Below are 15473 nucleotides of genomic sequence, written 5' to 3' on the forward strand. Positions count from 1 at the left end.
GTGCTGCGTGAACCAGAGGTTAAAATTTTAATTTGGATGTATATAGTTTACTCTTGACTGGTTGCACAGGAACAAAGTCTTTTGAAGGGACGCTTTATAGTATTGGAGAAAATCATTTTGTCGTGGACTGTTCCCATGAAGTAAAGAAAAGGAAAAATAACGTAGAGGATATAAGCTATCCTTGTACAGTCCGAATCACAGATCAAACAAAATTCAGTGATGAAAATGGCAACAAATTAAATGTTGACGACTTTACGGAAGGAGTAACTGTGAAAGTCATTCTTGCCAATCCTCAGACTATAAGTCAAAGTAAAGAAAGTAGAGACATTGAGGCTAGGGAGATTATATTGCTTAATTGTGTTGGTTGGTTTTTTAAAAAGACGTTTGCAATAAATGATACGTTGGACAAAATATGTTTGAACGTTTCCGCCATCCCATATGGGGTGGTTTTTTGTTATACTTGTTGCATCGATACATAGAAAGGATAGCAGACGATGGAACGAAAGCATTTGTTATTAATCGACGGGATGGCGTTATTGTTTCGGTCGTTTTATGCGACAGCACCACGTTGGATGATCAATAGCCGTGGGGTGCCGACGAATGCGGTATATGGGGTAGTGAAACATATTGAAGCGGCGACAAATGCGCTTCAACCGACGCATGTCGTTTGTTGTTGGGATATGGGAAGTACGACGTTTCGCACGGAATGGTTTCCAGACTATAAAGCGAATCGAGGTGAGCCACCACATGAATTAGTTCCGCAGTTTGATTTAGCGAAAGAAGTGGTTGCGATGCTTGGTATTCCGAATATCGGTGTGCTCGGTGCCGAAGCGGACGATTGCATCGGCTCGCTCGTCAAGCAATATCGCGAACATATGCAAATTTCTATTATGACAGGAGACCGGGATTTATTTCAGCTTCTTTCGGAACGTGTCACTGTTTATTTGCTGGCAAAAGGCATCGGCAACTACGAGGCGTATACGCTCGAACGCTTTATTGAAGAAAAAGGGATTCAGCCACAACAGCTCATCGATGTGAAAGCGCTTATGGGTGATCCGAGCGACAATTATCCAGGCGTGCGCGGCATCGGGGAAAAACAAGCGTTTAAACTCATTCAACAATACGGCTCGATTGAAGGAATCTTGGAAAATTTAGCGAACTTAACAAATGCACAGCAACAAAAAATAACCGAACATCTCGACTTGCTTCATTTATCGCGAAAACTGGCAGCCATCCATTGCGATATTCCAATTTCGTTGCGATTGGGAGAGGCAAAATGGGATGGAGAGCAGAAGCGGTTTGCGGAAGTGTTAGAAGTGATTCGGTAAGGGGTGAGGATGATTGAAAATATTAAGAGGAAAAAAGGCGGTAGTAACAGGAGTAAGCCGGCAAAATGGAATCGGTGCGGCGATTTGTGAAGCGTTAGCCGAAGCAGGGGCAGATATTTTTTTCACGTACTGGAGCGAATACGACCAAAAGATGCCGTGGGGGATAGAACAAGACGAACCGCTTCACATTCAACGAAAGCTAGAAGCGCTCGGTATAGCGTGTCATTGCGTAGAATTAGATTTGGCGCAATGCGAAGCGCCTAAAGCGCTACTAGAACAAGTGCGTGAAGTGTTCAGCGTGCCTGACATTTTAGTGAATAACGCTTGCTATTCTGTTTCGCTTCCTTATTCAGCGTTAACAAGCGACATGCTAGACCGACATTATTTTGTCAATGTAAGGGCGCCGATCATGTTAAGTGTGGCATTTGCCAACATGTTTGAAAAACCACAAGGCGGACGAATTATCGTGATGACATCAGGACAGTCGCTTGGACCGATGCCGGGAGAAAGTGCATATGCAGCGACAAAAGGGGCAATCGATGCGTTTGTGAAAACGTTCGCCGTCGAAGCAGCCGAGAAAAAGATCACCGTAAACGCAATTAATCCAGGACCTACCGATACAGGATGGATGGACGAAGAATTAAAGCAATACCTTCTTCCGAAATTTCCGTTTGGCAGAATTGGTACCCCAAAAGACGCCGCGCGCCTCGTTCGCTTTTTAGCAAGCGACGAAGCTGAATGGATTACCGGGCAAGTCATTCATTCCGAAGGCGGATTTTTGCGGAGATAGGGGGGTCACACAAATGCATAACAAAAAAGCATTATTATTCACTTTTTTCCTTATTCCAGTGCCATTTATTTTTCATTTTTACGAGTACGGACGCTATATGGAAAGGAAAGAAGCACCATTTTTACTGATTGGATTTTTGCTCGCTATTTTGCTAGGGGGCGTCATCGCAGCAAAGATAAATATATTGCTCGTTAGTTTGTTAAATGGAATCAATTTAGTGCTCTCTCTAGTTTTCGCCGTCGTTTTTATTCCAGATGATCCTGGGTGGTTTACCGTAGTAGGGAGGAACGGAGCCGTCATTTTTATTTGGATGGTTTATTTAGGTGGACAAATTGTCATAAAAGGAGTATTGTATGTTGTGCGGAAATAAAAACCAGCCCCACGTGGAGGCTGGTTTCTATTTTCGCACTTGCCCATTTCCATACACGAGCGTTTTTGTTGTCGTGATGGCGCGCAAACCCATTGGACCACGAGCGTGCAGTTTTTGCGTGCTAATGCCGATTTCGGCACCGTATCCAAACTGTTCGCCGTCGGTAAAGCGGGTAGAGGCGTTATGGTACAAAACAGCGGCATCGACGCGAGCGAAAAATTGTTCCACGTGTTCATTGCATTCGGAAATAATCGCTTCGGAATGTTTTGTGCCGTAGCGCTCAATATGTTCAATCGCTTCGTCCACCGTTTCGACGAGTTTTACCGCTAAAATCGGGGCTAAAAATTCAGTCGCCCAGTCGGCTTCTGTCGCTTCACGAACGAACGGATAAGTAGCCGCCAGCTGTTTGTCAGCACGCAATTCGACGCCTTTTTCATGCAACGTTTCAAGCAATGCCCTTATATGTGGCCATTTGTTGTGAATGACCACCGTTTCGACCGCATTGCAGACGGAAGGGCGTTGCAGTTTAGCGTTCATGACAATATCAATCGCCATCTCTTTTTTGGCAGAGTCATCAATAAAAAGATGGCAATTGCCGACGCCTGTTTCTAATACTGGAATCGTTGCGTTTTCGACGACCGATTGAATAAGACCAGCGCCACCGCGCGGGATAAGAACGTCCAAATATTCTTTTAAACGAAACATTTGTTGTGCCGTTTCACGGCTCGTATCTTCTAGCAGTTGAATCGCATCGGTTGGAACCGGTGACTGTCTTAACGCCTCTTGCATGACGGAAACGAGCGCTTTGTTCGAGTGAATGGCGGAAGAACTGCCGCGTAACAAGACAGCATTTCCTGTTTTTAAACAAAGACTAGCCGCATCGACGGTCACATTTGGCCGAGCTTCATATATCATGCCGACAACACCAAGCGGTACGCGAATTTGTTTTAAGAGTAGCCCATTTGGCCGCGTCCATTGTTCGATCGTTTCGCCGATTGGATCTGGCAGGTGAATAACTTGGCGAACGCCATCGGCGATTTGATGGATGCGTTCTTCAGTGAGTTGCAGCCGGTCAAGCAACGAAGGGGAGAGACCGCTTTCTTTCCCGTTCGCCATATCTTTTTCATTTTCTTCTAAAATGTACGACATTTGCGCAATCAACACTTCCGCAATCATCGAAAGCGCTTCGTTTTTTTCTTCTGTCGATAAGATAGCTAATCGGTTCGCGGCTTGTTTCAACTTTTTTGCTTTTGTTAGTAATTCACTCATCCGTTTTCGCTCCTTTCGTTTTTAGCGGACGGGCGTCCGTTTTTTTAAACATACTAAGTTGTCGCGATGAATGACTTCTGGGCGATGGTGGAAGGAATATTGTTTCGCTTCCTCGCTTGAAAAACCTTTTACTTTTACTAAATCGTCAGCAGCGTAATATACTTGACCTCTCGCGATGATTTCTCCTTTTTGGTTCACGACATTTACGACATCAAGCGCTTGAAACGAGCCGAATATGTTTGTTACACCAGCAGGTAATAAACTTTTTCCTTTATGCAATAGCGCACTTTCTGCTCCTTCATCAATTTCAATCGTACCTGCGACTTCGGAATGGTACGCAATCCATTGTTTTCGCATTTGCATATGTTCTTGAAAAGGGGAGCCGATATACGTCCCATCGCCTTTTCCTTCTAAAATATGTTTCAATTTTTCTTTTCCTGTTCCTGTACCGATAAAGACGCTGACGCCGAAGGAAAGAGCCTTTTGCGCTGCAAGTAGCTTTGATTTCATGCCCCCTGTTCCGACTGCCGAACCACTTCCGCCTGCTTGTTCCATCAGTTCGTCAGTAATTTCGGAGAGAAAATGATATTTTTTTGCGTCTGGGTGGCTCGGGTGTTGGTCATATAGCCCGTTAATGTCCGTTAAAATGATGAGCGCATCGGCATGTAAAAAACCGCTCACAAGCGCGGATAATAAATCGTTATCACCAAACGTTAACTCTTCGACTGCAATCGAGTCGTTTTCGTTAATGATCGGAAGCACGCCACGTTCTAACAATGTAGAAATTGTCGCAAATAAGTTGCGAAATCGGTCGCGATCGTAAAAATCTGCGCGCGTTAACAACAATTGACCAGTCACGATGCCAAACGAATGAAAGGCGGAAATGTAGTTTTGCATCAGCACCCCTTGCCCAACTGCGGCAGCTGCTTGTTTTCCGGCGATCGTTTTCGGTCGCGAACGATATCCAAGCAAACCGAAACCGGCCGCTACTGCCCCTGATGAAATGAGAATGACATCGTGCCCGAGCTGTTTGACATAAGCAAGTGCTTCGACATGTTCACGAAGCTTTTGCTCCGAGAGCGTGCCGTTTGCTTCTGTTAAAGAGCTACTGCCAATTTTGACGACGATTCGCTTCTTTTTCACCATCCCACTCCTTTCCAAAAAATAAAAAACGCTTTTTCGCCCTTGTCGAAAAGGACGGAAAAGCGTTGATTCCGCGGTACCACCTTTTTTGGCGCTAAGCGCCCACCTCTTGCCCTGTAACGTAGGGGAGACGGCTTATGTTTGCATAAGCGGCCGTATAGGGTAGGTTCAACCGACTTTCCGTGAGGAACCTTCCAGCCTACGGGTTCCACTCTCTTGCACGTTCCATCGGTCTACTCGTCCCGTGCCGTTTTCGATATAAACGATTTTTTCAGAATTATCTACGGAAATATTCATTTTGTCAAGCCCGAATTTTCCCATCGATTCCGCGCAGTTTCCGTTCGTGTTGCATCGTTTTTGCGGAGAGAAAATCCACCGTTTCTTGCGTTTCGGTTAGCTCGACGCGCAAGCTAGCGATTTTCGTGTCAAGTCGATCAAACCGTTCATTCACTTCTGCACGAAATTCTTGCATTTCTGCGCGGAGCTGATCGCCCATTTCATGCATTTCCGCCCGGAGTCGCTCGCCCATTTCGTGCATTTCATGGTGAATTTTTTCCGAAAATAACTCTAACGCTTTCACAATTTCTTGTAACAATACGTTTTCTTCCATTTTTTTCTCCTTCCTTAGGTCAAATAGTGGTAAACGATCTGTTGCGAACGTGAGGGACTATGATTGGCGATAAAGGCTGCGAAGTTTTCGTTCATGCTGGAGCGTTTTAGAAGAAAGCAAATCCACCGTTTCTTGCGTGTCGGTCAGTTCATCCCGTAACCGATCGACTTTTTCGTTTAGCTGCTCAAATTGTTCGTTCATTTCTTGTTTAAGAGCGTCGACTTTTGCTTCTAACTTGCTTTCTACACCGCGGATCTCTGTCCGAAGCTGCTGTCCCATCTCTTGCATTTCCGTCCGAAGCTGTTGTCCCATCTCTTGCATTTCCGAGCGAAGCTGCTGTCCCATCTCTTGCATTTCTACCCGAAGCTGATTGCCCATTGCCTGCATTTCCGTACGGAGTTGATTGCTCATTTCCTTCATTTCGTGATGAATTTTGTCCGAGAATAGCTCGAGCGCTTTGACAATTTCTTTTACGATCGTTTCTTTCTCCATTTCTACTTCACCTCCCTTTCCCTATTATAAAATAAAGAAAATGAGAGAGAAAAGAGGAAAAAAGGCCCCTCATCTTGCAAATCAATGAGGGGCTCTCCTTATTCGGCTTCGTCATTAAACTTGTCTAGCATGGAAATGGTATCAATCAAATGGTTGTTAAAAATTTGTCGGGCGATGGCTAACAGTTCTTTAATCATCGGGTCGCGTAACGAGTAGACGACGCGGTTTCCGTCTTTTGTTCCGTACACAATGTTTTTGCTTCGCAACACCGCTAGCTGTTGCGAAACAGCCGATCCTTCGCTACCGATTAACGTTTGCAGTTCGTTAACGTTTTTATCTCCTTCACACAATAATTCTAAAATGCGAATTCGTAACGGGTGGGCGAGCGCTTTAAAAAAATCCGCTTTAAATTGCTGCAGTTCTAAATTCAATGCATCTTCTCTCCTTTATTTCTTGATAACTGTTCGTATCGCTTGAGCGCCAATAAAATTCCTTCGATAATCGCTTCTGGTCGAGGAGGACAACCAGGGACGTAAACATAGACAGGAACGATTTGATCAACACCACCGTAATTAGCATAGGTGCGCCCGAAAATTCCGCCGCCGCACGCACAAGCTCCAATAGCGACAACCATTTTTGGCTCGGAAGCAGCGTTATACGTTTTTATTAGCGCCTCTTCTAAATGTCTTGTCACTCCGCCAGTTACCATTAACATATCCGCATGGCGAGGAGAGGCGACAAAATCGACGCCAAACCGTTGAATATCATAAATTGGATTAGTTAATGTATTCATTTCAAAATCGCAACCATTACAAGAACCAGAATCGACATGGCGAATATGCAGCGAACGTCCGAGCACTTCTTTCATTCTTTTTTGCAGCGTCCATCGCAAATCAGCTGTTTGCTCTTTTTCGCTTTTCATTGTATCATACTTCCTTTCCCGCTGTTAAAAGTTTCGCAAATGTTGCTTGTTTGTTCACTGTTAGTTCGTTTTTATTTTTTGTCGCTAGTCGATACTCGTTTGTGATGTGAATGGCGTTCGTTTCGCATACTTCTGCACAAATGCCGCAAAAAATACAAGTAGTATAAGATAAAGAAACGGTAATGGCATCGTCGTTTTGCTGGAATGTGATCGCTTTCGCAGGGCATGCGGTTGTGCATGCTTGGCAGCCAGTGCATTCATTCGAGCCAAAAATCGGCTTGCCGCGAAAACGTTCCGGTGCTTCTGTCAATAATTCGGTTTTTGTTACCGTCTTTGTTTTCCATATTTTCTTAATAATATCAAACATCGCTATTCCCCCCTTTTATCGGTCGCAACAAGCATAGCAAAGCTCAAAACTTTTATTAATGAGCGGAAAATCAGGAACGATATTTCCTTTGACCGCAAGCGGAACCGCAGGCCAGTTGCTGTAGGTAGCCGAGCGAATTCGATATCGGTAAATCGTTTGATCCGGACCAACCATGAGCCAATGCACCGTTTCTCCGCGAGGCGACTCGCACCATCCCATTGCCGAACGATACGGCGGTAGCGGTGGGAGGGGAGTGAACGTATCGCCGCTAGGAAGGGAGTGCAGTAGCTGTTCAATAATCGCAATTGATTCTAACACTTCGTCAACACGAATGCGCACCCTAGAAAGAACATCGCCAACTTCGTAAACCGGGACGTGAAATGAAACTTGGTCATAGGCGGCATACGGCTGGTCGCGGCGAATGTCGACCGAGCGTCCCGACGCTCTAGCGGCTACCCCAACGACTTCCAACTGATTCGCATGTTCTAAAGAAAGCACGCCGGTCGTCGCCATTCGGTTCATGGCAATATCATGAGAAAATAGCAGGTCAACGAGTTCTTGAAACTCTTTTTTGACATACGCTAATGTTTGCGCAATCTCTTCTTTCTCTCGTTCGGTTATATCGATTCTTACCCCACCAAGGCGAACGACACCGCGTAAATAACGATGGCCAGCAACACGTTCATTTAATTGTTGCAGCGTTTCTTTTAAGCGCGCCCCTTGGCTAACTCCGACCGCAAACCCAAACCCAGCGCATACGTTTCCGACATCGCCGATATGGTTATACAACCGTTCCAATTCTAAAAATAGCGTACGTAAATAGGCGGCACGGGGTGGAATTGTCACTTCCCCTAGACGTTCTACCGCTTGAGCAAATGCTGTGCTGTGAGACAACGCACAAACACCGCATGTTCGCTCTGCAAGAAACAACGCTTTTTCTAGCGGCATTCCTTCGCTTGCTTTTTCTAAGCCGCGATGGGTAAAAAATAAGCGGGCATCTAAATGTAAAATCGTATCGCCAACTGCCCCGAAACGGAAATGGCCTGGTTCAATAATACCGGCATGAATCGGTCCGACAGGTATTTCCGTCACGTCTTCGCTGTCGTACGGCATAAACGCTTCTCGACTCTGAACGCGTGGAGCATGGCGATCGAGTGGAAAATCTTTTCGTAAAGGATGAAGATCTTCCGGCCAATCTCCGTGCAAAATGAGCGGGCGTGGGTCGGGATGCCCTTGTGGCCTGAGCCCTAGCAAATCTTTAACTTCCCGTTCATACCAATTCGCAGCGGGCAACTGTACCGCAACGGACGGAAACGTTGGATCGAGCGGGTCGATTAACGTTTTCACGGTGATGAAATGACGGAAAGAATCGAAAGAAAATACATAATATAAGGCGAAAAAGCCGTGAATGTCCCGCTCATCATTTCCGACCATCGTAAACAACCGCCCTTTTTTCTCGTGCCAAAGAAAATAACAGACGTCTGGAAGTTCTGTTTTTTCTACGAGCATAACCGTTTCTTGTGCGCTGTTTTGTTCCATCGACCGCACTTTATTTCCAAGCTGTTGTTTCATTCGTGAAAGCCACTGCTTTATCGTTTTTTCCATTATGATTTGCCCCCTTGCAACACAACCGCCACTTGTTGAATGATTTCTTGAAAGAACGGTGGAACGTATAACCCGAAAACGATAACGGCTATTAATGGAAGAAAGAGCGCCACTGTCGACCAACGACTCATTTCTTTCTTTTCTACTTTCGCCGGTGCTTCTCCGAACGCCATTCGTACGACATAATACATCATCCCAGAAAAAATAAGGACAACGAATAAAAGGAAGAGAACGGTCGCTGCTAAATGCCCACTCTGAAAGCCAGCACGCATAATCGTAAATTCACTGATAAAAATGTTAAACGGCGGTGTTCCAGTAATCGCAAACGCCGCAATTAAAAAAATGCTTCCTGTAATCGGCATCGCTTTTACCACACCGGAAATACGATCCATTCGTTTCGAATGATATTTTTGATTGATATTTCCAGCCGCAAAAAACAATAACGATTTTGCCATAGAATGATGAAACATATGGAGAACAGCCCCATAAAGACCGAGCGCTCCACCAATGCCAACACCAAGCGTAATAATGCCCATATGTTCCACGCTAGAGTAGGCAAGCATACGTTTTAAGTCGTGTTGGACGAGCATAAACGGAACAGTAATCGCAATCGAAAGCAACCCAAAAAAGATGAGATATGGTGCTGCTTTTCCGTCTAGCGTCGTATTGACAATCGTATATATGCGAAAAATGCCATAAAGCGCCGTATTCAACAACACCCCTGATAATACCGCACTGACTGGCGAAGGAGCTTGGCTATGGGCATCCGGTAGCCAAAAATGCATCGGAGCTAATCCGGCTTTTGTACCGAATCCGACTAACACGAAGATAAAAGCAATAAGCGTCCATTGCGGATTTAGTTGTTTAGCTGCTTGATTTAAGACGGTCCAATTTAATGAATCCGCACTTTCTCCAAATAAATCCACTCCGGATAAATAAAGAAAAATAATTCCTAATAATGCAAAGGCGATACCGACGCTTCCCATGATTAAATATTTCCATGCCGCTTCTAGCGACGTCCCTTTTCGATAAAAAGCGACTAATAAAGCCGACACTAACGTCGTCAATTCGATACCAACCCAGAGAAATCCAAGGTTATTGACAACACTGACCGCTAGCATCGTTCCGAGAAAAAGATGAAACCATAAATAATAATGCCGCACTTTATAAGCGTCAATGATTTTTTCTGCCACCTCGTGATGCATATATCCAACCGAATACAGGGAAGCGACAAACCCAATTAGTACAATTAGCATGACATTAAAAGCACTTAAAGCATCGATATAGATTAGACGATGCCAGCCTGTGATTGGTGCATGAAAAAATACGTTTTTGGCGATAAAAAGACCAACAACTACGTTGAACAACGCAGCGGCTACTTGTAGTTTGTTACCAATGCGAACGTTTATTTTCCAGCAAAGCAATGCTGTCATCAGAGGAATGATGAGCAGCAACGACACTTCTCCCATGTCAATCATCCCTTCAAATTGCTCATTTTTTCGATATTCAAACTTTCAAACGTCGAATGAATACGGAAGGATAAAATTCCGATGATAACGACTGTTACGAGCATATCAAAGAAAATGCCTAACTCCACCATCATCGGCATGCCATAGCTAATGGCTTGTGCCACTAAAAACAAACCGTTTTCAATCGTAATGAGTCCGATTCCTTGCATGAGCGCCTTTTTATGGTCAACCATAATAAACGTGCCGAGAAAGACGAGCGTAATCGACACCGGAAGATATGGCGCGCCAAATTTTGTGCTCGGAAGATGGAGTCGGGAAGTAACGTAAAACCCCGCTACTGACAAAATAATGGCGATTAAGAGCGACGAATATTTAGAGGTCACTCGCTCTACTTGCCGGTGCACATCAATTTTTTTAATCGTATAGTGCAAAACAGCTGGAATAATCATCGCTTTAACGACCAACGTTAATACTGCCGCCACGAGCAAGTGAGGGAGTTTCGTTTGATACCATAGCGCACCTGCCGTCAGTGCAAGCACGAACGACTGAAACGCTAAAATCGACACCGAATCGCTTATTTTTCGAATTTGTAATAACCGAATTGCACTAATCAATAAAAGCATCGCAATCCACTGTTCCATCGCTCACCCCTCCTATTCAAACACCCGAAGCAAAATCGCCATTAAAGATAAAATCATCGATGAACCGAGCAGCTTTGGCACTTTAAACAGCCGAATTTTCGCATACATCGTTTCAATGAACGCAAGAAGCATCCCAAGTGCGAGTAATTTCGCTACGTACAACAAAAACGATACGAATATATGCTCACCCTCAATCCCCCATGGGAAAAACAAATTGATAAAAAGGCTTAAAAGCAATAGCTGTTTTATTTGCGCTGCCCACATCATTAATCCTAGATACCGGCCGGAATATTCGAGCAACATTCCTTCATGAACCATCGTCAACTCTAAATGAGTATCCGGATTGTCCACCGGAATGCGTCCTGTTTCGGCAATGACGACGATAAGCATGGCAAAAAAAGCAAGCACGTACGATGGGGCAAACCAATCCCAGCCGTTATGTGTAAGCGAAACGACAAGATGAGGAAGTTTCATCGTTTCGCTAGATAGACAAACAGAAAACAACGCTAACAATAACGCCGGTTCAGCGATGGCAGACAGCGCCATCTCACGGCTTGACCCCATGCCGCCGAACGAACCGCCAGCATCAAGAGCGGTAAGCGCGGTAAAAAAACGCGCAACGCCAAACAAATAGACGACAAGAATAACATCTCCTATAAAGTTCCATTCATTGTGGAGGCTATAAGTAGGAATAAAAATCCCAGCCGTTACAATCGAAACGAAGACGATATACGGCGTAACAATCGATAGCCATGACGAATGATGAGAAAGAACCGCGTCTTTTTTCATAAACTTTATGACATCATAATACGGTTGCCAAATGCTCGGTCCGATGCGGTTTTGCATGCGTGCTTTCGTTTTTTTAATCACCCCTTGAATAAACGGGGCAAGTAAAATGATAATTACCGCCTGTAAAACCATTGAAAAAATCCATCCCATTTATGTTGTGAAGATAGCCGCAAACATCGCGCGACTTCTTCATTCCCTCCTTCCATTATCGAATCCATAACAGTAACACGATCAACGTGATAATCATATAGGCTAAATAACTTTGCAAATTTCCGCTTTGAATGGCTCGCAACCGTTGTGACAACCAGACCGTACCAAGAATGAGCGGGCGGTATAGCTTTGTTTCGATGATCGCTTCTGTTTTTAACCGATGGCGAATTCGTTTCGGGTAGTACGCGTATTCTCCTTGTACTTCTACTTTTCGTTCGATTCCATAGAGCCTTTTGAAAATCATTAGCACAGGATGGGAGTAAGACGTCCCGGTATATTCCATCGTTTGGACAAGCGGCGTTCCACAGTTCCACGTTTCATCGTAGCGATTGTTGCTTTTTCCAACCCACACGCGAAGTAGCGTAATTAGTAAAAGAAGTATCGCAAAGAAAATAATCGTCGTCCATCCGAGCGAAATCGACTCGGCCGAACGGTGGAACGGGATGTACAACATCGCGCGACCAGTTAATGACTGATGGAAATAGCTTTCAGTAATTCTGTTCGTCATGCGTAAAACCAATCCTGGCCATACACCGAAAGCGATAGTACCGCAAGCAAGCACGATCATCCCAAACCGCATTGCAAGCGGTACTTCGTTTGCTTTCGCAGCGTGCGGTGTACGCGGCAAGGCGAGAAACGCAGTGCCAAAATGTTTTACGACACTTCCGGCGACAAACGCTCCTGTCAAGCCGAGCGCTGCAGCTAGAAGGCCACCGACGGTCTTCCAAATAGGATGATCGAGCGAAAACGAAAGATGAAGCAACGATTGAAATGTTGTCCACTCGCTCATAAATCCGTTAAGCGGTGGAAAAGCAGCAAGCGACATGCCACCGATGAGAAAGAGTACAGCGGTCCACGGCATGCGGCGAATAAGCCCGCCTAGTTCGTTAATGTTTTTCGTATGCGTCGCATACAGAACAGAACCTGCTCCCATAAACAGCAATCCTTTAAAGATGGCATGGTTTAATACATGATACAAAAGTGCCGTCAACGCTAACGCCCCTAAGAGCGGCTCGTGATACGAGCGGAACAAAAGGGAAGCTCCTAAGCCCATGAAAATAATCCCGATATTTTCCGCGCTGCTAAACGCAAGAAAACGTTTCATATCATTTTCCGCTACGCCGAATAAAATGCCCAATACGGCAGAGAGGACGCCAATCCCAAGCACGACTGCCCCCCACCATGTCGCCCCGCCTTTTAAAAAGTCGTAGTTCACCCGAAGCAATCCGTAAATCGCCGTTTTAATCATCACGGCAGACATTAAGGCAGATATATGGCTTGGTGCGGCTGGGTGTGCCCGCGGCAGCCATACGTGTAACGGAATCATTCCCGCTTTCGTTCCAAATCCGATCAACGACAGGAGAAAAATGATGTTTTTAACGGAAGCTGGCAAATGAGCCGCCGTTTGTGTAAACGATGAAAAATCAAGATGTTTTGTAAAGAAAAAGAGCGTTAAAAACGAAAGAATGATAAAAACTGTGCCAAAGTGGGTCATGACAACATACACATACCCTGCTTTGCGCGTTTCCGCTTTCTCATGTTCAACCATGACTAATAAAAAAGAAAGAAGCGACATCAGTTCCCAGGCTATTAAAAATGAGACGCTATGATCGACCGTGACGACGGCGATCATTGATAGTACAAACAGGTTCAACCCGCTCCCAAGCAGCCCCATCGGTTTTTTGCCGTAATATTCTGTGACGTATCCGAGCGAATAAACCGACACAGCAATCGTTACGAATGAAATAACGAAGAGAAAATAGGCGGAAAGCATATCGACTTTCAATCGCAACACAACATCGGATACGATGGTCCATGCAGTCACGATAATTGGGTGTTTTGTCGATAACACGAACAATGCGGTCGTTGCCCCAAACAATCCGCCAAAAAAAGAACTGCAATGAGCGAGAACGTTTGCCCATTTCGTGCGTCGGCTAAAACAAAGAGCGCTGAACGCGCCAAAGACGAAAAGAAGTAGCGACAGCACAAACAGGCGTATTGCAAACTCTCCCATCTTATCACCTCTAAATAAATGTATAATGGAATATTCAATAATTCAAATATACTAATGAACACAAATACTTACAAGAAAATTTTTTTGCGAACCGTTTCCAAAGAGAAGAAAGCGCTTACAAAATGACAAATGATGTCGTATACTAAAAACGTAGGGGGTTTATTCACAGCAAGGGGGATTTCAATGAACAAAGACAAACGATTCGACACGCTCGTCATTCATCACGGATACGATACGAAAGAGCACCTTGGTAGCTTATCCGCGCCGATTTTTCAGACGTCCACGTTTACGTTTGCAACAGCAGAACAAGGAGAGGCGCGTTTTGCTGGCCAAGAAGAAGGGTACATTTATTCGCGGCTTGCCAATCCGACAGTAAGGGCTTTGGAGGAAAAAATGGCATGTTTAGAAGGTGGAGAAGCAGCGCTTGCGTTTAGCTCGGGGATGGCAGCGGTATCCGCAGTTTTAATGGCGCTGACAAAAGCGAACGACCACATTATTTGTTCGCAAGGGGTGTACGGATGCACGTTCGGACTGTTGCAGCTGTTGAAAAACAAATACCACATTTCCCATGATTTTTGCGCGATGGAAACAGAAGAAGAAATTCGTCAGCTCATTCGTCCAGAAACGGTGTGCATTTATGTCGAAACGCCGATTAATCCGACAATGAAGCTGATTGACTTGCAAATGGTCGCTAACGTGGCGAAAGAATACGGCATTCCCGTTGTCGTAGACAACACGTTTTGTTCGCCATATTTGCAGCAACCGTTATCACTCGGTTGTGATATCGTCATCCATAGCGCAACAAAATATATCGGAGGGCATGGGGATGTCATCGCTGGCATTGCGGTCAGCACAAAAGAAAAAATGGCAGAAATCGCAAAAACGACGCAAAAAGACGTCGGCGGCGTTCTTTCGCCATTTGATGCGTGGTTGTTGTTGCGAGGAGTGAAAACGCTTGCGGTACGAATGGAACGCCATTGCGATAACGCGGAAAAAATCGTCGAGCAACTGAAGCGGCATCCGCGTGTAGCGAACGTCTATTATCCAGCCGACGTGGACCATCGGGATTATTCGATTTATCAAAAACAAATGAAACGCGGCGGTGGGCTTATTTCGTTTGAAGTCCAAGGGACAAAAGCAGACGCCCAGCGGCTTTTAAACCATTTACGCCTCATTCATATCGCTGTCAGCTTAGGCGATACCGAAACATTAATCCAACATCCAGCGACAATGACCCATGCGGTCGTCCCGGGAGAGGTGAGAAAAAAAATGGGTATTAGCGACTCGCTCCTACGCCTATCCGTCGGACTAGAAGCATGGGAAGACATTTGGGAAGATTTAGCGCAAGCATTAAACCAACTATAACGAATCGAGGGCAGCTTCTCATGGCTGCCCTTTTTGGTGTGCTCGGCATGGGTGCAATCTATAGGGTGAAAGTCCCGAACTGCGAAGGC

Annotated in this window: 16 protein-coding genes; 4 read left to right on the plus strand and 12 right to left on the minus strand. The window is 45.2% G+C overall.

Features of this window, described 5'->3' with window-relative positions; genetic code table 11:
* Positions 1-494 precede the first annotated feature (494 nt).
* From CS060_RS12760 to CS060_RS12770, 3 genes are read left to right on the plus strand one after another with little or no spacing between them, the layout of a single operon-like run.
* Positions 495-1328, plus strand: coding sequence for a 5'-3' exonuclease (locus CS060_RS12760; RefSeq protein ID WP_035046327.1), 834 nt, complete (start codon positions 495-497; stop codon positions 1326-1328).
* Positions 1329-1341: 13 nt separating this feature from the next.
* Positions 1342-2118 (plus strand): SDR family oxidoreductase, encoded by a 777-nt coding sequence (locus tag CS060_RS12765; protein WP_035046325.1) that lies wholly within the window; start codon positions 1342-1344, stop codon positions 2116-2118.
* 13 nt (positions 2119-2131) lie between these two features.
* On the plus strand, positions 2132-2488 hold the full coding sequence (locus CS060_RS12770) for a hypothetical protein (RefSeq protein ID WP_099669030.1): 357 nt from the start codon (positions 2132-2134) through the stop codon (positions 2486-2488).
* 27 nt (positions 2489-2515) lie between these two features.
* Here CS060_RS12770 and CS060_RS12775 read toward each other — a convergent pair whose 3' ends face one another.
* The 12 genes from CS060_RS12775 to hyfB form a co-directional block, all read right to left on the minus strand.
* Positions 2516-3757 carry a glutamate-5-semialdehyde dehydrogenase gene (locus CS060_RS12775; RefSeq protein ID WP_035046321.1) on the minus strand — a complete coding sequence of 414 codons (1242 nt, stop codon included), beginning with the start codon at positions 3755-3757 and terminating at the stop codon, positions 2516-2518.
* A gap of 21 nt (positions 3758-3778) precedes the next feature.
* Positions 3779-4900, minus strand: coding sequence for a glutamate 5-kinase (gene proB, locus CS060_RS12780; RefSeq protein ID WP_035046440.1), 1122 nt, complete (start codon positions 4898-4900; stop codon positions 3779-3781).
* Positions 4901-5201: 301 nt separating this feature from the next.
* Complete coding sequence (locus CS060_RS12785; RefSeq protein WP_035046319.1) at positions 5202-5510, minus strand: hypothetical protein; 309 nt, start codon at positions 5508-5510, stop codon at positions 5202-5204.
* A gap of 57 nt (positions 5511-5567) precedes the next feature.
* Positions 5568-6002 (minus strand): hypothetical protein, encoded by a 435-nt coding sequence (locus CS060_RS12790; RefSeq protein ID WP_035046317.1) that lies wholly within the window; start codon positions 6000-6002, stop codon positions 5568-5570.
* 98 nt (positions 6003-6100) lie between these two features.
* Positions 6101-6433 (minus strand): ArsR/SmtB family transcription factor, encoded by a 333-nt coding sequence (locus tag CS060_RS12795; protein ID WP_035046315.1) that lies wholly within the window; start codon positions 6431-6433, stop codon positions 6101-6103.
* The gene (locus tag CS060_RS12800) at positions 6430-6924 is read right to left on the minus strand and encodes an NADH-quinone oxidoreductase subunit B family protein (RefSeq protein WP_035046313.1); all 495 of its coding nucleotides are present in this window, start codon (positions 6922-6924) and stop codon (positions 6430-6432) included. The genes CS060_RS12795 and CS060_RS12800 overlap by 4 nt, the downstream gene beginning before the upstream one ends.
* Before the next feature lie 4 nt (positions 6925-6928).
* Positions 6929-7291: a 4Fe-4S binding protein gene (locus CS060_RS12805; RefSeq protein ID WP_052025494.1), complete on the minus strand. Its 363-nt coding sequence runs from the start codon at positions 7289-7291 to the stop codon at positions 6929-6931.
* 15 nt (positions 7292-7306) lie between these two features.
* The gene (locus CS060_RS12810; protein WP_035046311.1) at positions 7307-8896 is read right to left on the minus strand and encodes a hydrogenase large subunit; all 1590 of its coding nucleotides are present in this window, start codon (positions 8894-8896) and stop codon (positions 7307-7309) included.
* Entirely contained in the window at positions 8896-10365 is a 1470-nt protein-coding gene (locus tag CS060_RS12815) for a hydrogenase 4 subunit F (RefSeq protein WP_082180240.1), read from the minus strand. The genes CS060_RS12810 and CS060_RS12815 overlap by 1 nt, the downstream gene beginning before the upstream one ends.
* A gap of 5 nt (positions 10366-10370) precedes the next feature.
* The gene (locus CS060_RS12820) at positions 10371-11006 is read right to left on the minus strand and encodes a hydrogenase (protein WP_035046306.1); all 636 of its coding nucleotides are present in this window, start codon (positions 11004-11006) and stop codon (positions 10371-10373) included.
* A gap of 12 nt (positions 11007-11018) precedes the next feature.
* On the minus strand, positions 11019-11927 hold the full coding sequence (locus CS060_RS12825; protein WP_218963487.1) for a respiratory chain complex I subunit 1 family protein: 909 nt from the start codon (positions 11925-11927) through the stop codon (positions 11019-11021).
* 73 nt (positions 11928-12000) lie between these two features.
* Positions 12001-14019: a hydrogenase 4 subunit B gene (hyfB, locus tag CS060_RS12830; RefSeq protein WP_035047777.1), complete on the minus strand. Its 2019-nt coding sequence runs from the start codon at positions 14017-14019 to the stop codon at positions 12001-12003.
* Between the two features lie 183 nt (positions 14020-14202).
* Here hyfB and megL point away from each other — a divergent pair, with 183 nt between their 5' ends.
* Positions 14203-15384: a methionine gamma-lyase gene (megL, locus tag CS060_RS12835; RefSeq protein ID WP_035047779.1), complete on the plus strand. Its 1182-nt coding sequence runs from the start codon at positions 14203-14205 to the stop codon at positions 15382-15384.
* The last annotated feature ends 89 nt before the right edge of the window (positions 15385-15473 follow it).

Source organism: Anoxybacillus flavithermus, from assembly GCF_002742685.1.
GTDB classification, from domain to species: Bacteria; Bacillota; Bacilli; order Bacillales; family Anoxybacillaceae; genus Anoxybacillus; species Anoxybacillus flavithermus_E.